The sequence below is a fragment of the Streptomyces sp. NPDC028907 genome (assembly GCF_055564995.1).
In genome coordinates this window covers 428,978-454,218 of record NZ_JBVHVE010000005.1, presented here as the reverse complement: position 1 = coordinate 454,218, position 25,241 = coordinate 428,978, and the positions used below count along the sequence as shown (strand labels likewise).

General features: G+C 68.8%; 22 protein-coding genes and 5 pseudogenes. 14 read left to right on the top strand and 13 right to left on the bottom strand.

Translation table 11 applies throughout. From position 1 onward, the window contains the following. Window positions 1-980: 980 nt before the first annotated feature. A complete protein-coding gene (locus ACZ4UU_RS18085; protein WP_468040872.1) occupies window positions 981-1,874 on the top strand; it encodes a ribosome-inactivating family protein in 894 nt (297 codons plus the stop codon). A gap of 301 nt (window positions 1,875-2,175) precedes the next feature. Here the strand turns inward: ACZ4UU_RS18085 and ACZ4UU_RS18080 are convergent. Both ACZ4UU_RS18080 and ACZ4UU_RS18075 read right to left on the bottom strand, forming a co-directional pair. Then, window positions 2,176-2,333, bottom strand: a pseudogene (locus tag ACZ4UU_RS18080) (4-(cytidine 5'-diphospho)-2-C-methyl-D-erythritol kinase); the annotation flags it as partial. Window positions 2,334-2,735: 402 nt separating this feature from the next. Beyond that, window positions 2,736-3,296 (bottom strand): TetR/AcrR family transcriptional regulator, encoded by a 561-nt coding sequence (locus tag ACZ4UU_RS18075; protein WP_468040871.1) that lies wholly within the window; start codon window positions 3,294-3,296, stop codon window positions 2,736-2,738. Window positions 3,297-3,333: 37 nt separating this feature from the next. Between ACZ4UU_RS18075 and ACZ4UU_RS18070 the strand changes: the two genes are divergently transcribed. Further along, entirely contained in the window at window positions 3,334-4,221 is an 888-nt protein-coding gene (locus ACZ4UU_RS18070; protein ID WP_468040870.1) for an SDR family oxidoreductase, read from the top strand. A 780-nt stretch (window positions 4,222-5,001) separates the two neighbouring features. Beyond that, window positions 5,002-5,490: a hypothetical protein gene (locus ACZ4UU_RS18065; protein WP_468040868.1), complete on the top strand. Its 489-nt coding sequence runs from the start codon at window positions 5,002-5,004 to the stop codon at window positions 5,488-5,490. Window positions 5,491-5,660: 170 nt separating this feature from the next. Here ACZ4UU_RS18065 and ACZ4UU_RS18060 read toward each other — a convergent pair. Further along, window positions 5,661-5,837 (bottom strand): annotated as a pseudogene (locus tag ACZ4UU_RS18060) (membrane-associated oxidoreductase); the annotation flags it as partial. Here ACZ4UU_RS18060 and ACZ4UU_RS18055 point away from each other — a divergent pair. From ACZ4UU_RS18055 to ACZ4UU_RS18045, 3 pseudogenes are all read left to right on the top strand, one after another. Next, window positions 5,794-5,991, top strand: a pseudogene (locus ACZ4UU_RS18055) (DUF6192 family protein); the annotation flags it as partial. The pseudogenes ACZ4UU_RS18060 and ACZ4UU_RS18055 sit on opposite strands and share 44 nt — an antisense overlap. Window positions 5,992-6,052: 61 nt before the next feature. Next, window positions 6,053-6,255: pseudogene (locus ACZ4UU_RS18050) on the top strand (transposase); the annotation flags it as partial. Between the two features lie 2 nt (window positions 6,256-6,257). Continuing rightward, a pseudogene (locus ACZ4UU_RS18045) lies at window positions 6,258-7,019 on the top strand (NF041680 family putative transposase); the annotation flags it as partial. Between the two features lie 116 nt (window positions 7,020-7,135). Here ACZ4UU_RS18045 and ACZ4UU_RS18040 read toward each other — a convergent pair. Then, the gene (locus ACZ4UU_RS18040; RefSeq protein ID WP_468040867.1) at window positions 7,136-8,104 is read right to left on the bottom strand and encodes an AraC-like ligand-binding domain-containing protein; all 969 of its coding nucleotides are present in this window, start codon (window positions 8,102-8,104) and stop codon (window positions 7,136-7,138) included. A gap of 212 nt (window positions 8,105-8,316) precedes the next feature. Between ACZ4UU_RS18040 and ACZ4UU_RS18035 the strand changes: the two genes are divergently transcribed. After that, on the top strand, window positions 8,317-8,829 hold the full coding sequence (locus ACZ4UU_RS18035) for a 2,4'-dihydroxyacetophenone dioxygenase family protein (protein WP_468040866.1): 513 nt from the start codon (window positions 8,317-8,319) through the stop codon (window positions 8,827-8,829). A gap of 149 nt (window positions 8,830-8,978) precedes the next feature. On the opposite strand, the gene ACZ4UU_RS18030 is transcribed toward ACZ4UU_RS18035, so the two are convergent. Then, the gene (locus tag ACZ4UU_RS18030) at window positions 8,979-9,188 is read right to left on the bottom strand and encodes a DUF1569 domain-containing protein (RefSeq protein WP_468040864.1); all 210 of its coding nucleotides are present in this window, start codon (window positions 9,186-9,188) and stop codon (window positions 8,979-8,981) included. A gap of 576 nt (window positions 9,189-9,764) precedes the next feature. Between ACZ4UU_RS18030 and ACZ4UU_RS18025 the strand changes: the two genes are divergently transcribed. Genes ACZ4UU_RS18025 through ACZ4UU_RS18015 form a run of 3 tightly spaced genes read left to right on the top strand, consistent with a single transcriptional unit; the run spans window position 9,765 to window position 11,985 of the window. After that, the gene (locus ACZ4UU_RS18025) at window positions 9,765-10,835 is read left to right on the top strand and encodes a Rieske 2Fe-2S domain-containing protein (protein WP_468040863.1); all 1,071 of its coding nucleotides are present in this window, start codon (window positions 9,765-9,767) and stop codon (window positions 10,833-10,835) included. Beyond that, on the top strand, window positions 10,832-11,050 hold the full coding sequence (locus ACZ4UU_RS18020) for a hypothetical protein (RefSeq protein ID WP_468040861.1): 219 nt from the start codon (window positions 10,832-10,834) through the stop codon (window positions 11,048-11,050). Before ACZ4UU_RS18025 ends, ACZ4UU_RS18020 begins: the two co-directional genes overlap by 4 nt. Further along, complete coding sequence (locus ACZ4UU_RS18015; protein WP_468040860.1) at window positions 11,047-11,985, top strand: PDR/VanB family oxidoreductase; 939 nt, start codon at window positions 11,047-11,049, stop codon at window positions 11,983-11,985. The genes ACZ4UU_RS18020 and ACZ4UU_RS18015 overlap by 4 nt, the downstream gene beginning before the upstream one ends. Here ACZ4UU_RS18015 and ACZ4UU_RS18010 read toward each other — a convergent pair. Continuing rightward, entirely contained in the window at window positions 11,900-12,751 is an 852-nt protein-coding gene (locus tag ACZ4UU_RS18010) for an IclR family transcriptional regulator domain-containing protein (RefSeq protein ID WP_468041132.1), read from the bottom strand. The genes ACZ4UU_RS18015 and ACZ4UU_RS18010 overlap by 86 nt on opposite strands. Before the next feature lie 158 nt (window positions 12,752-12,909). On the opposite strand from ACZ4UU_RS18010, the gene ACZ4UU_RS18005 reads away from it, so the two are divergent. From ACZ4UU_RS18005 to ACZ4UU_RS17990, 4 genes are read left to right on the top strand one after another with little or no spacing between them, the layout of a single operon-like run. Continuing rightward, window positions 12,910-13,878, top strand: a complete 969-nt coding sequence (locus tag ACZ4UU_RS18005) for an ABC transporter substrate-binding protein (protein WP_468040858.1) — start codon at window positions 12,910-12,912, stop codon at window positions 13,876-13,878. Next, a complete protein-coding gene (locus ACZ4UU_RS18000) occupies window positions 13,875-14,648 on the top strand; it encodes an ABC transporter permease (RefSeq protein WP_468040857.1) in 774 nt (257 codons plus the stop codon). Before ACZ4UU_RS18005 ends, ACZ4UU_RS18000 begins: the two co-directional genes overlap by 4 nt. After that, window positions 14,648-15,424 (top strand): ABC transporter permease, encoded by a 777-nt coding sequence (locus ACZ4UU_RS17995; protein WP_468041130.1) that lies wholly within the window; start codon window positions 14,648-14,650, stop codon window positions 15,422-15,424. The genes ACZ4UU_RS18000 and ACZ4UU_RS17995 overlap by 1 nt, the downstream gene beginning before the upstream one ends. Before the next feature lie 25 nt (window positions 15,425-15,449). Continuing rightward, window positions 15,450-16,262 (top strand): ABC transporter ATP-binding protein, encoded by an 813-nt coding sequence (locus ACZ4UU_RS17990; protein WP_468040856.1) that lies wholly within the window; start codon window positions 15,450-15,452, stop codon window positions 16,260-16,262. On the opposite strand, the gene ACZ4UU_RS17985 is transcribed toward ACZ4UU_RS17990, so the two are convergent. From ACZ4UU_RS17985 to ACZ4UU_RS17955, 7 genes are all read right to left on the bottom strand, one after another. Next, window positions 16,231-18,372 (bottom strand): discoidin domain-containing protein, encoded by a 2,142-nt coding sequence (locus ACZ4UU_RS17985; RefSeq protein WP_468040854.1) that lies wholly within the window; start codon window positions 18,370-18,372, stop codon window positions 16,231-16,233. The two genes, ACZ4UU_RS17990 and ACZ4UU_RS17985, sit on opposite strands and share 32 nt — an antisense overlap. A 66-nt stretch (window positions 18,373-18,438) precedes the next feature. After that, on the bottom strand, window positions 18,439-20,016 hold the full coding sequence (locus ACZ4UU_RS17980; RefSeq protein WP_468040853.1) for a glycoside hydrolase family 13 protein: 1,578 nt from the start codon (window positions 20,014-20,016) through the stop codon (window positions 18,439-18,441). 32 nt (window positions 20,017-20,048) lie between these two features. Continuing rightward, a complete protein-coding gene (locus ACZ4UU_RS17975; protein WP_468040851.1) occupies window positions 20,049-20,909 on the bottom strand; it encodes a carbohydrate ABC transporter permease in 861 nt (286 codons plus the stop codon). Then, entirely contained in the window at window positions 20,906-21,862 is a 957-nt protein-coding gene (locus ACZ4UU_RS17970) for a carbohydrate ABC transporter permease (protein WP_468040849.1), read from the bottom strand. The genes ACZ4UU_RS17975 and ACZ4UU_RS17970 overlap by 4 nt, the downstream gene beginning before the upstream one ends. Window positions 21,863-21,868: 6 nt before the next feature. After that, complete coding sequence (locus ACZ4UU_RS17965; RefSeq protein WP_468040847.1) at window positions 21,869-23,215, bottom strand: ABC transporter substrate-binding protein; 1,347 nt, start codon at window positions 23,213-23,215, stop codon at window positions 21,869-21,871. 110 nt (window positions 23,216-23,325) lie between these two features. After that, window positions 23,326-24,324, bottom strand: coding sequence for a LacI family DNA-binding transcriptional regulator (locus tag ACZ4UU_RS17960; RefSeq protein ID WP_468040846.1), 999 nt, complete (start codon window positions 24,322-24,324; stop codon window positions 23,326-23,328). A gap of 90 nt (window positions 24,325-24,414) precedes the next feature. Further along, complete coding sequence (locus ACZ4UU_RS17955; RefSeq protein WP_468040844.1) at window positions 24,415-25,077, bottom strand: MmyB family transcriptional regulator; 663 nt, start codon at window positions 25,075-25,077, stop codon at window positions 24,415-24,417. Window positions 25,078-25,241 lie beyond the last annotated feature (164 nt).

Here is a 25,241-nt window from a genome sequence, read left to right as displayed (position 1 = left end):
AACGCCTCGCCGACCACGGCCTCGTCCACCGCACCGGGGAGACCTGGTCCCTCCGAGAGGCGCTGGAGCGGCTCGCGGAACACCGGAGCAAAGCCGTGGTGGTCGTCCGAGACGGCTGCCCTGTGCTGGCCCCCGCGCGACGGCCCGATGAGATCCCGCCCGCGTGGCAGGCCCCGAATGGGCGCGTCCTCGACCCGGTCACAGGTCGTCCGGCCGCCGACTGGCGCGTCGCCACTGACGGCCAAGATGGTTCAGCCAGGTGTCGGTCGCGATGTCCAGGCGTTGTCGTCGAGTCGGGCCAGGAATCGGCCCGGAGTGCGGGCGCGGGGCGCCTCGCGTGAGTCCGCCAAAATAGTATGAGTGACCCGCAAGGCCGGTGACTTACCCCGTTTCTGCAGTTCAGGTGCTTACCGGTGGTGGATTCCAGGCAAATATCCCCTGGTGGATGTTGCGGAGTTCGTCACTTCGGGTAATGCGCCGCGAAGGCCGGGACGCGGCAACGGAGTTTCCGGCAGGACAGAAGATCCGGCTGTCGGTGAGGGAACTCCGTTGGGTGCTCGGGAATTGAGGAACCGTCTGCGTGGCGCCGGATTCATCCTCCGCTCCAAGGCACCAGAACTGATCTACCAGGCCGCAGCCCTCGGCCCTGCGAACCGGACCGATGCGTGCATCCCGAACTCTTCTCGTTGCTCATTGGTCGGGATGTTTGACTCTGGTGAAGTCAGTTGCCCGAGTGAAAACTGAGACGCCCAGAAACCTCCTGCCTGGGCCATTCGGGGCGGCATGCGGACGACATGTCGGCGTGCACCCGGAAGCACTCCCCCCGAACCATGCGATCCACGGATCCGCTGGGGCAGGACGGTACGCCGGCAGAGAAAGGGCACACGCACATGCACTCGGTCTCCGATCCAGCCCCGCCGCCGAGGGCGGGCAGCCGCGGGCACAGGCGCGGTTCCCGATGGTTCACAGGGAAGTTCCTGGTGCTATTCCTCGCCGTCGCCACGCTGCTGGGCGGCGCCGCCCTGGTGGCCCCGCAGTTCCAGGAGAAGGCCAGTGCGGCCGGCGACGATGTGGCACCCCGCGCCACGTCGTCACCAGGGGAAACCAAATTCCTCGAGGAGGTCGCCTGGGACATCGGCAACGGAAACGCCGGCGCGTCCCGCTACACCAGCATGCTCAACGCCGTACGGCAGCGCGCGTCGAGCAGCACCTTCCTGCACGACAACACGCACCGCACGCGTCCCGAGGCCAGCAACGAATTCTTCAGCGTCAACATCAGTGTGCAGGACGAGGGAACGAGCACCCCGAGCCAGATCCGGGTGCTCATCCGCGCCAGCGACCTGTTCGTCGTCGGCTGGCTCAACCAGAACGAGAACATCTACAACCGGCTCGAGGCCGGCACTCCCCCCCTCGGTACGGACGTCACGGCGCGCGACACCCCCTTCAACGGCAGCTACATCGATCTGGAGCGCCGGGCCGGCGACCGCGCGAACATCCCGCTCTCTCCCAACTCGGCCCGGCAGGCGGTCCGCGACTTGTCCAGGAGCGGGTCCAGCGCAGCCCAGCAGGCCCGCGGCCTGATCGTTCTCATCCAGGCGATCTCCGAGGCCGCCCGGTTCCGCCCGATCGAGAACCTGTTCCGCAACACCTACACCACCGAGGCGGCGCTTCCGGAGGGGCACATCCTGGACCTCGAGAACAGCTGGGACCCCATGTCCGAGATCGCCAACCGGGAGGTCAACAACCCGAACGACCAGCTCACCCAGGAACTCATGCGCCGGCACAAGAGCATGCTGGACAAACTCCAAATCTTCACTCCCAGGAATGTGCTCACCTTGGTGCTCGCGATAGCACTCTTCAGCCCCATCAAATGACGCCCCGGCCCCGCCGGTAGATCGGCGGCCCGGCCGCCCACGGCGCTGACGTCCACCCGGTGGGTCGGGCGAAGAACTCCCCGACGGCATCAGAACCTTGTGGCCGTCGGGGAGTCACTGCTGGTTCGGGAGCGATTGCCTGAAAGGGCATCCGCCATCGCGACGACTGCCTGAGGCCAAGACCGCCGATTCTCCGTACGTGCATACCGCTGCGGTACCTACTGCACGACCGCGGCCCCCTGTGCCGGCGAGGCCGCCACTCGCGCCGTACGAAAGGTGCCGGAGGCGAGCAGTGCCTCGGCGATCGTCGGGCTTCGAGGAAGGCGGGCGACGGCTCGGGCTTACGGTGACGCCCTCGGTGAGGCGGTTGAACTCGGCGTACACGGCCGGGGTGGACAGACCGCCGTCCGCGACAGCGAACACCCAGTGGAACGTGCCGCCGACTTCCAGTGGCGTCAGCAGCCACTGCACTCCAGGCCGGCATCCGGCCAGGCGGTCAGCGGCTCCCCGGGGACCGCCTCGCCAGGAGCACGCAGGCGTTTGCCGAACGCCTTGTCGGCATTCCCTTACACCGCTCCGCCCTCCGGGGCCAGCTTGTTGCACGCACGCATACGCACGCGCCCATGGTTACAACTGACAGGGTGAGTCCCGTCAGTCCCGTGATACCCCGAGGAGGGCTGCCTGACCTGGGTTCATCCCGGGACTGAACACCGACGCGGTTCGAGGTACCGTGCCCAGCCCCCGGGCCCCGCCCGCCAGTGACCGGCCCCGCAAATACAGTCCCGTCAGTCCCGTCGGCCGCTGCTTCCGGGCATGGCCGGTCATGCCGGCCCCTCCTCTGGAGGACGCACCGGCCAGGCTTCAGGACGGATTTACCACTCGGCGAAGAGTTCGGCGTATCAGTTCGTTCACGCCGTGCCGTGGCACGAGTCCGTCGGCGGCGGCTTGCATGCCCGTGTAGACGGTGCTCCAGATCATCAGTTCGATCCACCTCGCGGGAACTGCCGAGTCGAGTGCCCCTTCACGCTGGCCTCGCTCGATCTCGGCGAGGATCAGCTCGTCGACCTCTCGTGCGATACCGGCGTCAGCCTCAGAAGGCGTGCCTTCGGTGGTGGTGAACAAGAAGCTCACCCGATCACCAGCGTGCACCATCGCGGTGATAATCCGTTGGATCACCTCGAGCGCCGAGTCTGTGACGGGGCCAGCCTGCTTGATCGCGGTTTGCAGCGTCATCCACGAGTCGGTGATGAGTGCCGTGTGAAGGACCTGACGGTCGGAGAAGTACCGGTGAATGGTTGCTCGCCCCACGCCGGCGGCAGCGGCGATGTCACCCAGGCCGACGGTGGGATCGCGAGACCACTGCGTCGCTGCGGCATCGAGGATCGCCTGACGGGTGCGGGCGCGTTGAGGGGAGAGATCCATTGCGTCATGATACGTCGACGTCTTATAGTGAGAATATATGTCTCATTTAGAGAACACCTCTCCCATTACTGTCACCGGGGCAACCGGGGCGGTCGGCCGCCTGGTCGTCGCAGGACTACTTGACGCCGGTCACACGGTGCGCGGAATGTCGCGGCACCCGCAACGTGCCTCACTCCCGGATGGTGCGGACGTTGTCTTCGGCGACCTGGACGCCCCCTCCACGCTGAGGCACGCATTCGACGGTGCCGCGCAACTCGTCCTGATCGCGGTCCCCGAGACCGTTGAGGCGGTCGTCTCTCGCGCAAAGCAGGCGGGCATCAAGCACGTGGCCGTGGTCTCCTCCGCCGCCGTGACAGCCGGCTACGACACCACGCACAACGCGGTCGTCGAGCAGGCCGTCATGGGCTCGGGGCTGGGCTGGAGCATCGTGCGTCCCGGTGAGTTCGCGGCAAACTCACTCCTCATATGGGGGCCGGCAATCAAGACAGATCGCCGAGCTGTGGAGCCCTTTCCCGATCAGATCGGGCACCCCATCCATGAGGCCGACATTGCCGACGTCGTCCTGGCCAACCTGCTCGACCCACGCCGCCGCGGACGGATCGACACGATCATCGGACCGGACAGTCTCACCAAGCGCGAACAGGTTGCAGTGATCGCAGAAGCGATCGGAGAACAGATCACGCTCGATGAGGTCTCCGCCGAACAAGCCCGCGGCTTCTACCGAGCCCAAGGGGGCTTCGCGGCCGCGAACGCAGACTTCCTGTTCGGCTTCGAAAGCTACGACGGCGTCGAAGGCATCGCAGATGAACCCCATGACACGAGCGCACCGGACGACGACGCCTACGTCACACTTGATCAGATAACAGGAACCCCAGCTCGCACCTTCCGTCAATGGGCGCACGATCACGCCCCCGACTTCACTTGAGCACTGCATCTCGTCGCGCAACGAGATGGCGGCTGCGCCGGTGAGGCGGCGGGCCACCAGATCGGGTCATGGCGAGGTGGATCATGACTTCGGAGCGCGCGGGTTCAGGAGCGGTCAGCGCCCCGGGACCGTTGCCAGTTCTCATCGACGTTTCCGGACGGCTTGATCGCTAAGTGCTACCCCAACCGTCGGCAAACGTTGCTGGCTGCCACGTACAAGACCACCAGGCGCACCCGAGCCTGCGCACCACCTGGTCCCCGACGGAGGCGGCGAGCCGGCACCGTCGGGGACCAGGTCTCCTACCCCTTCCGGCTCGTCGACGCCCACGATCGAGGCTGGTTCGCTGTCGGAACCGTGCTCTGCCTGGCTTCGACACCGAGAAGCGGCCCCACTTGTCGATCTCGGACGCCGTGATCGACAGCCGAACTTGGCCGCACGGCGTACGCAAAGCGCAGGTCGGCAGGTGGGGCCGGCGGCGGCTGACAAGTGGAGCCACGGAACGCTGACCGAGCCACTCTGCCTATGCGTGGAGCCGAACAGCGCGGCGCCGGGAGTCCTCGTGGGGAGGACGGTGTAGATGAACGCGGCACAGTAGTCGAAGCCGGACGCCCCGGAGTTGCCCCGGTGGTAGGGGCCGCTGCTCTTCATGTAGATGTGGAGGTCCCGGCGCGCGGCGACGTCGAAGGACCCACCACGTGTCGACGGTCACGGAATTCCTCACCCTCAGGGCCACGAGTCCCCATGGGGACGACGATCGGGGGGAGTTGAGAGACTCCCGCTATGGGATCTTGGGGAACCTTGGGGCCGGCATTGTTGTCTCTGGCCGGTGTCGCACTCGGCGCTGGCGGGTCGATCTTTGGCCAGTACCTCGTGTCGCGGGCGAGTACCCGGCAGCTCGAAGTGCAGGAATCAGCCGCGCACCGCGCGGAGTTGAAGAACGCGGTCCTGAAGTTCCTCGGCATCGCGTCGCAGGTGGAGAAGGCGGCCCTCACGCACCCGGTCAGTGATGGCACGGCAGACGATGCGGTGCTCGACCGACTCGTCGATGACCTGTGGCTCGCGCAGGCGGAGATCGACCTGGCGGCCAGAAGCGAGCCCCTGCGAGGCTCTGCCTATCGTTACGCGTTTTGCCTGGTGCAGGCAGTCCGGGGCGAGATAGCCGACTCCTCTGCGCTGCGCGGGCCGCAGGCGCAGTTCATGGACGCCGCGTATGACGACATGTGGCCCGGCCAACGACGGGCAACCGGGGATTCGGCCACACCTCGGTGAGACGGGCAGAGGGTTTCGCCATGTCGGGCGGTTTGAGCGCTATCTAGTTATTCATCCAGATTCATCCTCTTTGGTCATGGGTAGCGCGGAGTGCCGCCGGCGAGCCGTGATCAGCGTGATACGCCGAGGGGCAGGGAAGCCGACGGCGTCATCCCGATCCGCTGCAGGCGCTATTGGCGGCTGAGGGTGCGTGTGATCCTGGCAGCGATGGTCGTGGCGAGAACCCAACCGACGGCGATCAGTAGGTAGGACAACCACTGGTAAACGCCGGTGGGTGCGAAGGCATTCTGCTGACCGAAGTCGATGACCGGCAGCAGGAGATCCAGGGTACAGATCGGGGCATTGAACCCGATCCACGACCTGGCCACCGACGACGCGGTCGCGGCCGTGGTGACCACCGACTACCTGCGCCGTCCGGCCATCGCCTCGAAGGCCATGGCCGACGACACCGCCCGGCACGCCGTCAACGAAGCCCAGTTCGACCGGTTCCGCCAGCAGGCCCAGTTCGTGCACCAAGAGGCAGCGCCGCAGCTGCAACGCATGGAACACAGCGCCCAGTTCCCACGTCTACGGCCGCAGCGGACGCCCCTCGGACCAGTTCATCCCCGGCTGGCCCTACTCCTTCGTCGCCGCCCTCGAATCAGGCCGGACGTCCTGGTGCCAGCTCCTAGACGCCTCCGTCTCGGGCCCGAGGACGACGTCGCCGAGATCACCGCCACCCAACTCCGCAGCGTGGTCGAGGACCTGATCGAGATGGGCCGCTGGGACGGCGGACACCCACGCTCAAGGAGTACGCCCTGGCCTATCCGCAGGGCGGGCGGCCGCCCAAGCACGGCAAGGAATTCCGCTTCGCCAAGCCGGACACCTGGGGCGACCCGGACGCGGCAACCGTGCACGTCACCGACCCGTACGGAACCGCCCGCGCGATGGCCTGGGACCGCATCCACCCCCGCCTGACCACCCGCTCCGCCTGGATCGACCACACCGGCGAACTCCCCATCATCGAAGGCACGCTGATCCGCCTCCAGATCGACCGCCTGCCCGCCGGAGGCGACCCCCTCCCGCTCTGGCTCTTGTCGTCCGCCACCGGCCTGAACAGCGAGGACGCCGACGTGCGCTGGCAGGCGTTCCTGAGGAGATTCGACATCGAGCACCTCTTCAGGCTGATGAAACAGACCCTCGGGTGGCCCCGACCGAAGCTGCGCACCCCCGAAGCCGGCGAGCGCTGGACCTGGCTGATCATCGCAGCCCACACCCAGATCCGCCTCCTGCGCGAGGCCGCCGCCGACCTGCGACGGCCGTGGGAGAAGCCCGCCGAACCCGGCCGGCTCACCCCAGCCCGGGTCCGCCGGGGGTTCAGAGACCTCCGCCCGCGCCTGCACTGCCCGGCCCGTGCACAGAAACCATCAACTCCCGGTCCTGGAAGGCCACCTGGCTCGAAGAACCGGCGGCCCGCCACCCGCTACGACGTGGCCAAGACCGTGAAACGACCCGAGAGCATCACCGAACGAAACCGACTCAGACCGTAAAGAACAAGCTTAGGGCGCGCCACCGTCGCACCGGCCGTCCCGGCCTGCCTGGCGGCGCAGCGATTCCGACCACTGTTCGCCAGCCGAGTGCGACGGGCCGCAGGGCTGGGCGCCTGTCAAGCGGGGCCAGAGGGCGCCTGCCTGTCACGGTAGGCGCGTGGACCCGTTCCGTAGTGGTTCTTGAACGCCCTGGTGAAGTGGGAAGCGTCTTTGAAACCGAGACCGAAGGCGATGTCGGTGATCGTCCGCCCCGCATGGCGAGGGTCCGTGAGGAGCCGCGCGGCGCGTTCGAGCCGCTGCTCCTGGATCGACCGGGAGGGTGTGGTGCCCTCGGCCCGGAAGAGCACCTGCAGATACCGGATGGACACACCGAGGGCGTCGGCGACCATGGTGGGCGAGAGCTGCGGGTCCGCGATGTGCTCCGCGATGTACTGACTGGCCCGCAGCCACTGTGCCGCTCGAGGGAGCGCCGAGCCGTCACCGGCGGCCGGCCCCTTCGGCAGCGCGGCCCCAAGGAGCTCCAGAACATTGATGCCGACCTGCTGGACGACATCGGGCGCCAGTTCCGCCGCGTGCCTGGTCAGGGAGCGGAGGTAGGGCGAGAACAGGGCGCCCACACCATGATCGCCTCGGACGACGGTCGCCGTCGCGCCCCGCGGCAGGCGGCAGTATGCAGTGAACAGGGCCCGGGGGATCCTCAGCGATACCAACCCGAACCGATCGGGACCAGTGATCCGGCACGGCCGGGCGCTGTCGTAGAGGGTGAACTCGCCCGGCTGCAGGACCGCGTCGCGCTCGTCCTGGGTCACGATGACCGAGCCACGGACGGCCAGGTTGACGAGGAAGTCGTCCTGTGGCGACCGGCGTATCAGTGACGGCGTCCTGAACACCGTGTGCGGATCGGCGTCAACCGTGGCCACCTGCATGCCGGCGATCGCGTGAGCGCTGACCCTCCCTTGGAAGCCCCCGGTGCGGTGCCGCGGCGCTGTGACGTCGTAAGGGACGAACGCCTCGCTGACCACCTGGCGCCAGTACGACAGCTGTGAGGGGTCATCGACCGTCGCTGTGGAGAATTCCAGACTCATGCGGTCCTACCTCGCTGCCGATGCCGCACGGACCACGGAGATCCGTGTGCGCGCAGAGTCAACAATCCCGTGCGGCGGGAGTCAAGACCCGGCCGACCGCCTCCCCCTACTTTCGGGGCGGGCCCGTGAACCGGCGCCCGACAGCGGCAGCCGCACCGGAATCGGTTGTTGCGAAATTCCCCTCCTTCCCCGGCGTCAGAAAAAGAGGAGAGATGACTACTTCCGACGAGATCATGAAGCAGTACATCGCGACAGAGGCTCGAGTGGACCTCATGCGGGACAAGTACGCCCTGGAAGAGGGCTATATCAACGACGACAGCACTCCATGGGTGCCCTTTGTCCCCAATGTCTTCATCAAGCACCTCACCTTCGACGTCCGTACCAGCAGCGCAGCGAACGTGCTGTGGGTGCAGGAGGGCGGTGTGCTCGGCCGCCACCGCCACCGCGGCCCGGTCTCCGGCTATGTGCTGGAAGGCAGCTGGCGCTACATGGAATACGACTGGGTCGCACGACCCGGCGACTTCGTACGAGAGAGCCCGGGGCGAAGCCACACGCTCTACTCCGAACGCGGCATGAAGACGATGTTCTGGCTCAACGGTCCGCTGGAATTCCTTGATGACGAGGACCGGGTGCTCGAAACGGTCGATGTGTTCTGGTTCATCGATCATTACGAAAGCCACTGCAAGGCCAACGGAATCGAGATCAACGAGAGGCTCTATTTGTAACACAGCCCCCTCACTGTGAGCGGCCCGCAGGGATGGAAGTCATGGTCCGCCCCTGCGAGACGCTCAACGACGACAGTCGCACCGGGACGGTCCGACGGACTCCGCCACCGGCCTGGGCACCGCCAAGGCGTCGCCGCCGCGAGGCGGTGTCAGGCATCGGCCAGTCCCGGGAGATGTTCGACGAGATGCATGGCGTGCAGTCGCACGAACTCGTCGTGCGTACAGCGCCCGCCGTAAGCCGAGTGGAAGGCGTGTCCGCCCGTGTGGCTGGCGAACGGGGCCACCGCGCCCACGAAGCCGGCCACAGCCTCGGTCACCGGCAGGTTCGGGTTCCAGCGGCGGTCCGTCGATCTCCGCACCGAGCGAGTGTTTCATCGCTCCGCGGCGCAGGAAGACCCGTTTCCCCGGAGCGCCTGCCGTCGCAACGTCTGGGTCAGGTTTCAGGCGCCTCGCGGCGCCAACGGGACACGCTTGGGGCGACCGAGGTCCCGAGCAGCACAAGAGGGCCGCGACCAGGGACGATGGGCGAGGTGAAGGGTGTCGTGGGGCGGTTGCGGGCGCCAGCCACAAAGCGAACCGAGTTCCGTCGCATGAACGCACCTGCATCGGATCGGCACCCGTCACACGGTGATGGTGTGCTGGAGGCCGAGCTGGCGCCCCCGTGCCGACTACTCCGATGCCGGTAGGCGTCGCCGAGTACGTTCAGCGTCGGTTCGGCGCTCTCGAACGTGCCCTCGATCCTGTCGTGGGCCGCGTGTACGACCTGAAGGGGCAGCTCGCACTTCGCCTGCCTGCCGGCAGCGGCACCGCGCCTAGCATCACTGCTCTCACCAGGCACTTTCCAAGCGCTCTTCCGTGACACGGAAGCCGTATTGCGCCCCCATGCAGCCCATCCGGACCATGTCGCCACGACACAGAGACGGGAGCCAGCCCTCATGCCTCACACGACCGCTTTCGCCAGGAACCAGTGGTACGTCGCCGCCTACAGCCATGAGGTGGGGCGGGAGTTGCTCGGCAGGACGATCCTCGGTGAGACCCTCGTGCTGTACCGCACGGAGGAGGAAGGGACGCCGGTCGTGCTGCACGACCGCTGTGTGCACCGCCGGTACCCGCTGTCCGAGGCTCCGACCCGGCTCGACGGTGACCGGATCGTCTGCGGGTACCACGGGTTCACGTACGACACGACCGGTACGTGTGTGTACGTGCCGGGGCAGAAGCGCGTGCCGCGGACCGCGCGGGTCGCCTCGTACCCCGTCGTCGAGCAGGACTCCCTGATCTGGGTGTGGATCGGCGACCCGGCGCTCGCCGATCCGCAGGGCATCCCGCGGGCCAGGCACCTCGACGCCCCCGGCTGGGTCACCGTGCGCGGTATGGAGCCCATCGACTGCGACTACGGCCTCCTGGTCGACAACCTCCTCGACCTGTCCCACGAGACCTACCTCCACGGCGGCTACATCGGCACCCCCGAGGTCGCCGAGACGCCGATCACCACGGAGGTCGACGAGGGCGCCGGCATCGTCCGGGTGAGCCGGCACATGGACGACGCCGAGTGCCCGCCGTTCTACGCCAGGTCGACCGGCATCGAGGGCCGGATCACGCGCTGGCAGGACATCGAGTACCACGCGCCCTGCCTGTATCTGCTGCACAGCCGGATCGCCCCGGTCGGTGTGCTGCCCGAGGCGGACGGCAGCGACCCGAACGGCTTCCACACCGAGATCACCTACGCCATCACCCCGTCCGGCGACGGCAAGGTGTACGACTTCTGGGCGGTCTCCCGGGACTGGGCGACGGACGACGCCGAGGTCACCGAGTTCCTGCGGGGCAACAACCACACCGTCGTGATGCAGGACGTCACCGCCCTCAACCTGCTCCAGCGGACCCTCGGCACCGAGCGGACCGGCTACCAGGAGCTGAGCATCAACATCGACACCGGCGGCCTGGCCGCCCGCCGTATCCTCGCCCGGCTGGTCGAGGAGGGCGACAAGCCCGTGGAGAAGGTCCTGTGAGCGGCAGCCCCACCGGCGAGATCTACCGCATCGACTGGCTGCCGGGCACCGACATCCTGCACGGCACCTGCCACTGCGGACGTGAGCACACCGCGCAGGACCCCATCGAGATGTGGGAGTGGATGCTCGCCCATCCACAAGGACACCAGCCCCAGGGACAGCAGCCACCAGGGCAGCCGCCGCAGGGCCACGAGCCGCGAGGAAACAGCTCATGACCGTGTACGAAGCCGAACTCGTCGTCGACCGCAGGGAGTCGGCGGCCGACGGCGTGCTCGCCCTCACCCTGCGCCACCCGCTCGGTGAGCCGCTCCCGGAGTGGGAGCCCGGGGCCCACGTCGACGTGGTCCTCGGTCCCGAACTGGAGCGGCAGTACTCGCTGTGCGGCGATCCGGCCGACCGGGACACCTGGCGGATCGCCGTGCTGCGGGAGCCGGACGGGCGGGGCGGATCCGCCCATGTGCACGAGCAGTTGGGGCAGGGCGACAAAGTACGGGTGCGCGGGCCGCGCAACCACTTCGCCCTGCGGCCGGCGCCCCGCTACCGCTTCATCGCGGGCGGCATCGGCATCACTCCGATCCTGCCGATGCTGGCGGCGGCGGATGCCGCGGGCGCGGAGTGGAGCCTGCTGTACGGCGGACGGTCGCGCCGGTCCATGGCGTTCACCGAGGAGTTGAGCCGCTACGGCGGCGACCGGGTCACCGTCGCGCCGCAGGACGAGAGCGGCCTTCTCGACCTCGCCTCGGTGCTCGACGACGTCCCCGAGGGCACCCTCGTCTACTGCTGCGGACCCGGGCCGCTGCTCGACGCGGTGGAGGCGCGCTGCCCGGCCGGGCTGCTGCATGTGGAGCGGTTCGCGCCGAAGGAGCAGGCGGGCGGCGAGAACACGGAGTTCGAGGTCGAGCTCGCGCAGAGCGGCCGGACGGTCACCGTGCCCGCGGACGTGTCCGTGCTGGACGCCGTGCGCGCCGCCGGTGTCGAGGTGCTGTTCTCCTGCACCGAGGGCACCTGCGGGACCTGCGAGACCGACGTCGTCGACGGCACCCCGGACCATCGGGACTCCGTGCTCACGGCCGAGGAGCGGAAGAGCGGCGAGACGATGATGATCTGTGTGTCCCGGTGCCGTGGGAAGCGGCTCGTGCTGGACCTGTGATCCTGAGGTCGGCCTCGATCCGGGCCACCGCCGCGAGCAGATGGGGCAGCAGGTCCGTTCGGATCGAGTCCACCGAGGTACGGCCGGCGTGCACCGCGATGTTCACGCCGGCCACCACCTCGCCGTCCGGTTCCCGCACCGGGGCGGCCACCGACCGGAGTCCCTCCTCCAACTCCTGGTCGACGATGGCGTATCCCTGCCGCCTGACGCGCCCCAGTTCCGCCCGCAGGTCGTCCGGCGAGGTGATCGTGCGTGCGGTCAGCTGCTTCAACTCCGCTCCCCCCAACCGGAGTTCGACCTCCTCCTCCGGCAGATGGGCGAGGATCACCCGGCCCACCGACGTCACATACGCCGGGAACCGGGTCCCCACCGTGATGGCCGCCGTCATGATGCGCCGGGTCGGGACTCGCGCCACGTACACGATGTCGTCGCCGTCCAGGACGCACAGCGACGACGACTCCCGTACCTGCGCCACGAGTCGTTCGAGGTGCGGCTCGGCGATCTGCGGCAGGGTGACGCTGGAGAGGTAGGAGTAGCCGAGCTCCAGCACGCGCGGGGTGAGGCGGAAGTGGCGGCCGTCCTGGTGGACGTAGCCGAGGTCGACGAGGGTGAGCAGCAGACGACGGGCGGCGGCGCGGGTCAGCTCGCAGGTCTGGGCGACCTCGCTGAGGGTGCGGGCGGGGTGGTCGGCGTCGAAGGAGCGGATCACGGCGAGGCCGCGCTCGAAGGACCTCACGAAGTGCGGTGCGCGGTCTGCCGGAAGCATCGCCACCTCCAATAGTGTCAACAATTTTGTCGGCGAACTCATTGACCCGGACCGGTTGAGACTTCTACCTTCCCGCTGAGCGTTCCCGCGCACTACTGTGCGCCTTGCGCACAACCTGTCGGAACACCGCTGCACCCGTTGTCTGTACAGGAGGAGCCATGCGTCGTCTGTCGGCCGGTCTCACCGCCGGCGTCCTGCTGCTCGTCGCGACGGCCTGTGGCTCGTCCGACGACGGTTCGTCGGGCGCGGGCGCGTCGTCCGGCGGAGTCACCACCGTCAAGGTCGGACTCATCCCGATCGTCGATGTCGCGCCGCTGTATCTCGGCCAGAAGCAGGGGTTCTTCGAAAAGCGGGGCCTGAAGCTGGAGTTCACCACCGCGCAGGGCGGCGCGGCGATCGTGCCGGGTGTGGCGAGCGGGCAGTTCCAGTTCGGGTTCAGCAACGTGACGTCCCTGATGGTCGCCCAGTCCAACGGCGTTCCGGTGAAGGCGGTCGCCAACGGCATCGCGTCGACCGGCGTGGCGGGCGAGGACTTCGGCGCTCTCATGGTCAAGAAGGGCAGCGAGCTCAAGTCCCCGAAGCAGCTGGCGGGCAAGAAGGTCGCCATCAACACGCTGAAGAACATCAACGAGACCGCCGTGCGCGAGTCCGTGCGCAAGGCCGGCGGCGATCCGGACGAGGTGGACTTCGTCGAGCTGGCCTTCGACCAGATGCCGGCCGCCCTCGACCAGGGCCAGATCGACGCCGCCATGGTCGTGGAGCCGGCGACCGCCACCATCAAGAGCCAGGACGGCGTGGAGATCGCCTCCCCCCTGGTGGACGTCGCCCCGAACCTCACCGTCGCCATGTACTTCGCCTCCACGCAGTACGCGCAGCAGAACCCGGAGGTGGTGAAGAAGTTCCAGGCCGCCACCGCCGAGTCCCTCGCCTACGCCGACGCCCACCCGGACGAGGCCCGCCAGATCATCACGACGTACACGAAGATCCCGGCGGACGTGCTGGCCAAGGTCACCCTGCCGAAGTGGCCGGCCGAGGCGAACCGGTCCTCCATCGAGGCCCTGATGAAGCTCGGCGAGACGGACGGCCTCTTCAAGAAGACGCCCGACCTGGACGCGCTCCTGCCGTGAGGGGCCGGAACGTCGCACTCGGTGCGGCCGGACTCGCGGCCTTCCTCGCCCTGGGCGAGGCCGCGCCGCGGCTCGGCCTGGTCAAGGAGGCCTACGTTCCGCCGACGAGCCGGATCGCCGAAGCGCTGGTGGACGAGGCCGCCGACGCCGCCTTCTGGAGCGCGCTCGGCGACACACTCACCGGCTGGGCGCTGGGCCTCGCCCTCGCGGTCTGCGCCGGTGTCGTCGTGGGCGTGGCCGTATCGGTCGTGCCGTATCTGCGCGAGGCGACGGCGTCCACGATCGAGTTCCTGCGCCCCATCCCCTCCGTGGCACTGATCCCGCTGGCGGTGCTGCTCTACGGCACCGAACTGAAGTCGGTGCTCCTGCTGGTGGTGTACGCCTCCTTCTGGCAGGTACTGATCCAGACCCTGTACGGCGTCCAGGACGTCGACCCGGTCGCCGAGGAGACGGCCCGCAGCTACGGCCTCGGAACCTGGGCACGCGTCCGCCATGTGCTGTGGCCGACGGCCCTGCCGTACGTCATGACCGGGGTGCGGCTGGCCGCGGCGGTGGCGCTGATCCTCGCGATCACCGCCGAACTCGTCATCGGCGCCCCGGGGTTGGGCCGGCAGATCGCGGTCGCGCAGACCTCGCAGGCGGTCCCGGAGATGTACGCGCTGATCGTGGTCGCCGGGCTGCTGGGGCTGCTCATCAACGTGGGCGCGCGGACGGTGGAGCGGCGGGCGCTGGCCTGGCACCAGTCGGTGCGCGGGGAGGTGGCGGTGTGATCGGACGCCTGCTGCTGAGGCTGCTCTTCGCCGTCGCGCTGCCCGCGGTGCTGGTCGCCGTGTGGTGGGCGGCGTCGAGCGGCAGCAACGACCCCTTCTGGCCGCCGCTGCGGACGATCCTGGATACCTTCCCGGACGTCTGGACGGCCGACCGCCTGCGCACGGACGTCGTACCGAGCCTCCTGCGTCTCCTGGGCGGCTACACGCTGGCCGCCGTGGTCGGAGTCGCGCTCGGCACGGTCATCGGCTCCTACCGCGGGGTGCGCGCGGTCTGCGAGCCGGTCCTGGAGTTCCTGCGGGCCGTGCCGCCGCCCGTGCTGGTCCCGGTCATCATGCTGTTCGCGGGCATCGGCGACGCGATGAAGATCGTCGTCATCGCCAGCGGCTGCGTCTGGCCGATCCTGCTCAACACCGTGGAGGGCGTGCGCGCGGTCGACTCGGTGATGCTGGAGACGGCCCGCTCCTACGGTGTCACCGGGGTCGCCCGTCTGCGCCATCTCGTGCTGCGCTCGGCGAGCCCGCAGATCTTCGCCGGACTGCGCCAGGCCCTCTCCATCGGCATCATCCTCATGGTCATCAGCGAGATGTTCGCCGCGAACAACGGCATCGGCTTCACAGTCGTCCAGTTCCAACGCAGCTTCGCCATTCCCGACATGTGGACCGGCATCCTCGTCCTCGGTCTGCTCGGCTTCCTGCTGTCCGTCGTCTTCCAGCTGGTCGAGCGCCGGGTGCTCGGCTGGTACCGGGGTCTGCGCGCGACCACCCGGCGGTCCTGAGTGAACTGAAGTGAAGGGGCGGGTCATGCTCGACGTACGCGGTCTGAAGAAGGTCTACGAGGGTTCCGGACGGCGCGTGGAGGCGGTGCGTGATCTCACCTTCACCGTCGACGCGGGCGAACTGGTCTGTCTCGTCGGCCCGTCGGGCTGTGGCAAGACGACCCTGCTGAAGTGCATGGGAGGGCTGCTCACGCCGACGAGCGGCGAAGTTCTCCTGGAGGGGCGGAGGGTGGACGGTCCGCCGCCCGGGACGGCGTTCGTCTTCCAGGAGTACGGACGCAGCCTGTTCCCGTGGATGCGGGTCGGCGAGAACGTCGAACTCCCCTTGAAGCAGAAGGATTTGAGCAAGGCACGACGCCGGGAGCTGGTGCGTGACGCACTGGAGTCGGTGGGGCTGACGGACGCCGTCGGAGCGTATCCGTGGCAGCTGTCCGGCGGCATGCAGCAGCGCGTCGCCATCGCCCGCGCGCTCGCGTACGAACCCCGGGTGCTGCTGATGGACGAGCCGTTCGCGGCCGTGGACGCGCAGACACGGGCCGATCTGGAGGACCTGGTACGGGGGCTGTGGCGGGAACGCGGGATCACGATCCTGTTCGTCACCCACGACATCGACGAGGCCGTGTACCTGGGCGAGCGGGTGCTCGTCCTGTCCGCCTCACCCACCGTCGTCCAGGAACAGCTGAAGGTCGACCTGCCCGCCGAGCGCGACCAGCTGCACACCCGCGTCGACCCGCGCTTCGCCGAGCTGCGCACCCATGTGTACGAGCAGATCCAGGCGGCGAAGCGCGGGGTCGTGCGGGACGCGATCACGAAGTCGGATACGCCTCCACCTCGCTGAACTGACCAGCCGACCAACCGGTGTTGGCGCTGACGGACAGCCGCAGATGGCGCAGGTTCGTGCCGGCGGGCAGGGCGACGGTGGCGGTGTTGCCGGTGGCCGGGTCGAAGCGGTAGCCGGTGGCGCCGACGACCGTCGAGTAGGTGGAGCCGTCGGTGCTGCCCAGCACGGTGACGGTCTGGGTGCGCGCGCCCCAGGCCGAGGAAGGCGGCAGCTTCAGCACCAGTCGGCGTACCGCCTCCGTCGAACCGAGATCCACCGTCAGCGCCTGCGGGAAGGCGTTGTTGGTGGACTCCCAGTAGGTGTTGGCGTCACCGTCGACCGCTTTGCCGGGGGTGTAGACATCCTGCGATCCGGTGGCGGTGGCCGGCCGGCCCTTGGCGAGGTTGCGGTTCGGATCCGGGTCGGGGTTGCCCTGACCGGGCTGCGGCCAGGTCGAGCAGTCGGACCAGGTGCTGTTCCAGCCGGAGTTGCCGCCGCCGTCGGTGAGGGTGAAGGTGCCGGAGCCTGCCGGGTAGGGGCAGTTGTACACGCCCGCCGCGCCGACACCGCTCGCCGTGACGTCGCGGAAGGTGGCGGCGCCCTGGGTCTCGGCCTGGACGACGACCGTACCGGTGTTCCGTACGGTGGCGCCGTCGACGGTGATGTTCTTCGCCGCGAAGCCACGCCCGCTCCCCGACACGAACTCGAAGGCGCTGTACGGGCTGTCGGTGACGGTCGTGTTGGTGATGCGGACGTCGGCCTCGATGGCGCTGTCGTAGGAGTCGACGCGCAGGGCGCCCATCGGGTGGTTCCAGTTGGGGTTCATCGCGCCCGTGCGGACCAGCGTGTTGCCGTCGACCGTGATCGTGCCGGCCAGCGGGTGGAAGGGGTCGAGGAACTTCTGGTTGGAGATCGCGATACCGCTGCCGAGGGCGTTGGTGTCGGCGATCAGGTTGTCCTTGACGGTGATGTCGGTGCCGCCGTAGACCGCGATGCCGTTGGCGAGGTTCGGCTGGGTGATCGTGTTGCTCTCGAAGCTGCTGTTGGTGTCCGGCGCGTACAGCGACCACATGGCGAGCGCGTCGTCGCCCTGGTTGCGCAGGAAGTTGTGGCGGACGCGGACGCCGCGCGCGTTCCCGTTGAGGTTGAGTCCGTCGGCGGTCATGTCGAGGAACCGGTTGTTCTCGACGACGAGGTTGTCGTTGCTGCCCATCAGCCAGAGGCCGACCTTGAGGTGCTGGAGCCACATCCCGGAGACGGAACTGTTCGGCCCGAGCGAGCCGTTGACGAAGTTGTCGGGGTCGGAGTCGACGCGCTCGGTGACCTCGCCGATGACCGCGAAGTCCTTGATGTGGACGTTGCCGGTCGAGCTCGACTGGTCGATGAAGCGGGAGGTGCGCACGACGGAGTGCCAGTGGCCGGCGCCCTGGAGGGTGACGTTCTGGACGCCGTTCAGGGACGAGCCGAGCCGGTACTCCCCCGGCGGGATCCAGACCACGCCGCCCTGCGCCGCGGCGATGGCGTCCCGGAAGGCCTGCGTGGAGTCGCCCTGGCCGCTCGGGTCGGCGCCCTTGGAGATGACGGACACCGATCCGGCCGGCTGCGTGGCGGGCCCGGCGGCCTGCTCGAAGTCGGCGACGTCGACCGTGACCTGGACGCCGGTCGCCTCGACGGCGACCTTGTCCCCGGCCCGCACATCACGGCCGAGCAGCAGGCGGGCGTTGTCGTAGAAGTGGTGAGTCCTGGCGCCCGGGATCCACGGGGTGTCCACGTACGAGTACTTGGACGTCACGGGGATGGTCCGGTCGAGCCGGGTGCCGTTGACGTACACGTTCAGGGACCCGGACTGGCCGTCGGGGACGCTGTAGGCGACGTTCACCGCGTTGGCCGCGCGCGGCACGGTGAACTCGACGCGCCGGCCGGAGTCGAGCCGTACCGCCTGGCGGCCCGAGGCCTCGGAGGCGAGGGTGCCCTGGGTGTGGTCGGGGCCGATCCTCGTGCCGGTGGTGGTGGCGGACTCCGCCTCGACGGAGGTGAAGGGGAGGGTGGCACCGGCCGCAGCCCGGGCCGTGGGGGCGGTCGCGGTGAGCAGGCCCGCCGCCAGAGCGGCGACCATCACGGATGGCATGACCCTGACATTCCTGGATCTGTAGGTGTGCATGTGCTGGTCCCTTCGACAGTGGGGGGTGCGGTCTCAGGCGCGCAGCCAGACCGCGGTGTCCTTCGGCAGCCTCCCTTCGGTGTCCAACGGCGCGCTGCTGACGAGGAGTTCGGTGTACGTGGGCAGGTCGGTCGGCTGGTCGGCGAGGTTCACCAGGCACAGCGCGCCCTCGCCGCGGCGGAAGGCGAGGACCCCCTCGGGGGCGGGCAGCCAGGTCGGCGGGCCCTCACCGAAGACGGGCCGCAGACGGATCGCCGTGCGGTAGAGACTGAGCATCGAGCCGGGGTCCGCGGCCTGGCGGTCGGCGGCGTACGACGCCCAGTCGGCGGGCTGCGGCAGCCAGGGCTCGCCGCCGAATCCGGCGTACGGCTCCCCCGCCGCCCAGGGCAGCGGCACTCGGCACCCGTCGCGGCCCGGGTCGGTGCCGCCGGAGCGGACGTGCATCGGGTCCTCGATGCGGTCGAGCGGGATGTCCGCCTCGGGCAGGCCGAGTTCCTCACCCTGGTAGACGTAGACCGCTCCGGGCAGCGCCAGCGAGAGCAGGGCAGCCGCGCGGGCGCGCCTGGTGCCCAGGGCGAGGTCGGTCGGGGTGCCGAAAGCCTTGGCCGCGAAGTCGAATCCGGTGTCGGCGCGGCCGTAGCGGGTGACCGTGCGGGTGACGTCGTGGTTGCACAGGACCCAGGTGGCGGGGGCGCCGACCGGGGCGTGCTCGGCGAGGGTCTCGTCGATCGAGGCGCGCAGCCGTCGCGTGTCCCAAGGGCAGGACAGGAACGCGAAGTTGAAGGCGGTGTGGAGCTCGTCGGGGCGCAGGTAGCGGGCGAAGCGTTCGGTGTCGGGGAGCCAGACCTCGCCGACGAAGATGCCGCCGTACTCGTCGGCGATCGCACGCCAGGAGCGGTAGATGTCGTGGAGTTCGTCGCGGTCGACGTACGGGTGCGGGTCGCGGCCCTCGACGAAGTCCGGCAGGCGGGGGTCCTTGGCGAGGAGGGCGGCGGAGTCGATGCGGACGCCGGCGACGCCGCGTTCGTACCAGAAGCGCAGGATGTCCTCGTGTTCGCGCCGGACGGCCGGGTGGGCCCAGTTGAGGTCGGGCTGCTCGGGGGCGAACAGGTGCAGATACCAGGTGCCGTCGGGGAGCCTGGTCCAGGCCGGGCCGCCGAACTGGGAGCGCCAGTCGTTGGGCGGCCGGTCGCCGCCGTGGCCGGCCCGGAAGTGGAACAGCTCCCGCTCCGGTCCGCCCTTCAGCGCCGCCCGGAACCAGGGGTGCTGGTCCGAGACATGGTTGGGCACGATGTCGACGATCGTGCGGATGCCGAGTTCGTGCGCCTCGGCGATGAGCTTCTCCGCCTCGGCGAGGGTGCCGAACGCCGGGTCGATGGCGCGGTAGTCGGCGACGTCGTAGCCGCCGTCCTTCATCGGGGAGGCGTACCAGGGGGTGAACCACAGGGCGTCCACGCCGAGTTCGTCGAGGTACGGCAGCCTGGCGCGGACGCCGGCGAGGTCGCCGGTGCCGTCGCCGTCGCCGTCCGCGAAGCTGCGGACGTAGACCTGGTAGATGACGGCGGTGCGCCACCAGTCCGGTTGGTTGCGGGCAGGGTCGGGCTGGGCCACGGTGCGTCCCTTCTGTAGGGGAGGTGAGGGCGTCAGCCCTTCGAGCCGCCCGCGCCGATCCCGGCGATGATGTGCCGCTGGAAGACCAGGAACATCGCGACCATGGGGATGCTGGCGATCACCATCGCGGCGATGAGCACGGTCAGCGGGATGTTCTGCGACAACTGCACGAGCGCCACGCTGATCGGCTGTTCGTCGGTGTCGGAGAAGACCATCAGCGGCCACAGGAAGTCCTGCCACACGGCCACCAGCGCGAAGATCGAGACCACGCCGAGGACCGGGCGGGACATCGGCAGCACGACGGACCACAGGATGCGCAGCTTCCCGGCGCCGTCGATCTCGGCGGCCTGGAGGACATCGCGCGGGATCTGGTCGAAGAACCGCTTCAGCAGATAGAGGTTGAAGGCGTTGGCGACGGCCGGCAGCCAGATGGCGAGCGGGTCGTTGAGCAGACCGAGGTCGGCCACGGTGAGGTATTTCGGTACGACCAGTGCCTGGGCCGGGACCATCAGGGTGGCGAGGATGCCGCCGAGGACGACCTTGCCGAGGACGGGCCGCAGCTTGGACAGCGCGTAGGCGGCGGCCGTACAGAAGACCAGCTGGAACAGCCAGGCACCGGCGGCCTGGACGACGGTGTTCCACAGGTGGGTCGGCAGCTGCATCAGGTCCCAGGCGTCCGTGTAGCCGCTGAGCCGCCACCGCTCGGGCACGACGGTGGGCGGGGTCCGCGTCACCTCGTCCGGTGACTTCATCGCGCCCGTCACCATCCAGTAGACGGGGAAGAGGAAGGCCAGTGTGAACAGCAGGACGGTGCCGGTGAAGACGGACCAGTAGACGGCCCTGCCACGCGGACGGGCCAGCGCCGCCGGAGAGACGAGGGTCCGGGTGCTCATACGTCCTCCCCCGAGGTGCGTGTCAGCCGCAGATACACGGCGGAGAAGGCACCGAGGAGCGCGAGCAGCAGGACGCTGAGGGCGCAGGCACCGCCGAAGTCGTTGTAGAGGAACGCGTACTTGTAGATCAGATAGAGGACGGTGACCGTGGCGTTCTCGGGTCCGCCGCCCGTGATCACGAACGGTTCGGTGAAGACCTGCATCGTGGCGATGATCTGTAGGAGCATCAGCATCAGGATCACGAAGCGGGTCTGCGGGACGGTGACGTGGCGGATGCGCTGGAGCAGGTTCGCGCCGTCGAGTTCGGCGGCCTCGTACAGCTCGCCCGGGATGGACTGGAGGGCGGCGAGGTAGATCAGCACCGTGCCGCCCATGTTGGCCCAGGTGGCCACGATCACCAGGGACAGCAGCGCCGTGTCGGCGCCGTTGGACCAGTTCGAGGTGGGCAGGTGCAGGAAGCGCAGCGCCTCGTTGGCGAGTCCGGTGCCGGGGTCGTAGAACCACTTCCACAGCAGGGCGCTGACCACGGGCGGGATCATCACCGGCAGGTAGACGACGACTCGGAAGAACGTCTTGGCGTGCCGCAGCTCGTTGAGGACGAGGGCGAGTACGAAGGGGATGGCGAAGCCGACCAGCAGGGCGAGGAGGGTGAAGGTGAGGGTGTTGCGCCAGGCCGCCGCGAACTCCGGGTCGGCGAAGACGCGGGTGAAGTTGGCGGTGCCGACCCACTCGGGGTCGCTGCCGGGCGTGTACTTCTGGAAGGCGATCACGACGGCTCGGATCGCCGGGTACCAGGAGAACAGGGCGAAGCAGACGAGGCCGCCGAGGAGGAATCCGTAGGCGCGCACCTGGTCGGTGAGGCGGCGCCGCCTCCGGTCCCCTGCCGGGGGCGGCGCCTGCATCGGGCGGACCGCGACCTTCGCCACGGTCCGTCGCTGAGCCGTCTCGGTCATGGCCCGTCAGCCCCGGGCGAGGATGCTGTCGATCTTGTCGGAGGCGTCCTTCAGGAGCTGGTCGATGTCGGCGTCCTGCTTGGTGAGGACGGCGGAGACGACCCCGTCGAGGACGGAGTAGATCTGCTGGGCGTGCGGGGGCTCGATCTTCATGTCGAGGCTCTGGTTGCCGTCGAGGAAGGCCTGGTAGTTCTCCACCGGGACGTTGGCGTTGGCCTCCTTGACCTGCTGGTCCTTGACGTCGGCGGCGCCCGTGAACAGGCGGGGTTCGGGCAGTCCGACGGGGGCGTCGTTCTGCTGGGCGCGGGCGTAGTCGCCGAGGAAGCCGTCGCCGGGCGTGAGGAACATGTGGTCCAGCCACTTCAGTCCGGCGCGGATCTGCTCGGGGCTCGCCTTCTTGTTGAACATGTAGCCGTCGCCGCCGATGAGCGTGCCCTGGCCGCCGGGCATGGGGGCGAGCGCGAGGTCCTTGTAGTCGCCGCCCTTCTCCTTGACCAGGATCGGGATGTTGTCGGGGGCGGAAAGGTACATGCCGAGCTTTCCTGAGCCCATCATCTGCTGGACGTCGTTGATGACCAGGAGCTGCTTGCTGCCCATGGAGTCGTCGGTCCAGCGCATGTCATGGAGGTTCTGGAGCACGGCGCGGCCCTCGGGGGTGTCGACGGTGGCCTTCTTGCCGTCGGCGCTCACGACGTCGCCGCCCTGGGAGTAGAGCTCGGCGGTGAAGTGCCAGCCGCCCTGGTTCTGGGCGCTGTAGTCGGCGTAGCCGACGGTGCCGTCGCCGAGGCCGGCGATCTTCTTGGCGGCGGCGCGCAGTTCGTCCCAGGTGGCCGGGGGCTTCTCGGGGTCGAGGCCGGCCTGCTCGAAGAGCTTCTTGTTGTAGATCAGGCCCATCGAGTAGCCGGTGCGCGGAATGCCGTGGATCCTGCCGTCCACGGTGTAGATGTCGCGCAGCTGCTGCTGGATGGTGTCGTAGCTCTTCAACTCCTTGACATACGGCGTGAGATCGGCGGCCTGGTCGATGTCCACGACGTGCCGGGCGTCCGTGAAGTACGTGTAGAAGACGTCCTCCATCTGCCCGCCGGCGAGTTTGGCGTCGAAGGTCTTCGGGTCCTGGCAGGGGAACGCGTCATGGGCGACGACGTCGATGTCCGGGTTCTGCTTCTCGAAGGCGGCGACGTCCTGCTCGAAGAACTGCCGGTCGACCTTGGCGCTCTTGGGCGGCATGCAGTTGACCGTGATGCGGGTCTTGCCGCTCGCGGAGTCGTCGCTCGCCCCGCAGGCGGAGGCGGCGAGAGCCAAGGAGCAGACGCTGAGCGCGGCGAAGGTACGGCGGAACCCGGTGCTTCTCATCGGTGGACCCCTCTGGGCAGGAGCGGTGGGCGCCGCACACTCAAGCACCGCCGACATCTGAACGCAAGATGTCGCGCGCAATTTGCAATTTTTGAACAGCCAATGGGATCTCAGGGACGAGGCACCTGCGCGGTCGATCCGCGCACCACCAGTTCCGGCTCGAAGAGCAGTTCCTCGGCGGGCACGGCACTGCCCGCGATCTGCGCGTTCAGCAGCTCCACCGCCGCCCTGCCCATGGCCTCGATGGGCTGCCTGACCGTGGTGAGCGCAGGCTCGGTGCAGTTCATGAACGCCGAGTCGTCGTACCCGACCACCGAGATCCGCGAGGGGACGCCGAGCCCCTTGCGCCGGGCGGCCCTGATGGCACCGAGCGCCAGCGGGTCGCTCGCGCAGATGATGCCGGTGACGCCTCGGTCGATCAGCCGGGAGGCGGCGGCGTGACCGCCCTCGATCGAGAAGATGGCCCGCGCCACCCGCTCCTCGGGCAGGTCGCCGGCGACACTCCGCGCCGCGGCCAGCTTGCGCGCCGACGGCATGTGGTCGGCCGGCCCGAGCACGAGTCCGATGCGCTCGTGCCCCAGCGAGGCCAGGTGCCGCCAGGCCTGCTCCACGGCCACGGCGTCGTCACAGGACACGGCGGGGAAGCCCAGGTGCTCGATGGCCGCGTTGACCAGCACCACCGGGATGTTGCGGTCGGCGAGCTCCTTGTAGTGGTCGTGCGGCGCGTCGGCCTGGGCGTACAGCCCGCCGGCGAAGACGACACCGGAGACCTGCTGTTGCAGCAGCAGCGCGACATAGTCGGCCTCGGAGACGCCGCCCTTGGTCTGCGTGCACAGCACCGGGGTGAGCCCGAGCTGGGCGAGCGCACCGCCGATCACCTCGGCGAACGCGGGGAAGATCGGGTTCTGGAGCTCGGGGAGCACGAGGCCGACGAGGCGGGCGCGTTCGCCGCGCAGCTGCGTGGGCCGCTCGTAGCCGAGGACGTCCAGGGCGGAGAGCACCGCCTGCCGGGTGGCCTCGGAGACGCCGGGCTTGTCGTTGAGCACCCGGCTGACCGTGGCCTCGCTGACCCCGACCTTCTTCGCCACTTCAGCAAGTCGTCGCGTCATGCGCGCAAGAATAGCGCAAGGATTGCAAGCCATTTGCGTCGGTCTTCTGACGGGGCGCCGTCGACGACCTGAACGCCGACGGTGCCCCGTTCAGTTCTCGGGGGTCGGCACCACGCGCAGATGCGCGGCGCCGCGGCGCACCGCACGCGCCCTGGGCCGGTCGCGGCGCACCTCGCGCAGCACCAGCGTCAGCCGGGTGTGCCCCGTCTCCCGCAGGGTCCGGGGCGTCTCGTCGACGACCCGGCAGTCCGTGGCGCCCCAGCGCGGATCCGGGTGCAGCAGCGGACGCACGGCACCGTCCTGGGCGACCGCCCGCTCGCCGACCGCGCGGATCCAGTGCGGCAGGCCCTGCCGGTAGGCGGCCTCCATGATGGGGTCCTGGGCGATCTCCCGGCGGATGGCCTGGAGGCCGTGGTCATGGCCGTGCGACTCCACGGCGGCGGCGAAGTGGGCCAGCATCGGCAGGCACCAGCTGGACTCGTGGTCGCCGAGGACCGTGCTCGCGTCCGGGTGGAAGAGCACGAACCTGAGGAAGTTGTCGCCGGGCATCGCCGTGGGGTGTGGGCCCACGCCCCGGAAAAGTGACGCGAAAGCGGTGTTCGCCAGAACGACGTCCCAGCGGTGGTCGACGACGACGGACGGGAAGGGCACGGCCTGCACGAGGGTGGCGTAGTCCCGTAGGTACGCCTCGGCCTCGGACCGCTCGGGGACGGACCGCGGTACGGACCGCTGTCCACCTGCCTGATATGCCATCGGGAGGTCACCCCTCTTGCCTATGCGGCCTTCACGCGGCGCCTTGATCCTGCTGCCCGCGCCGGAGCCGTGTCAACTATCGTGGCATTTCGTGCCGGTTGACGGCTGAAATTGGACACAGTTGTGGCGAGACCTGGATGTGAGTTCGAACTACCCGGTAATCT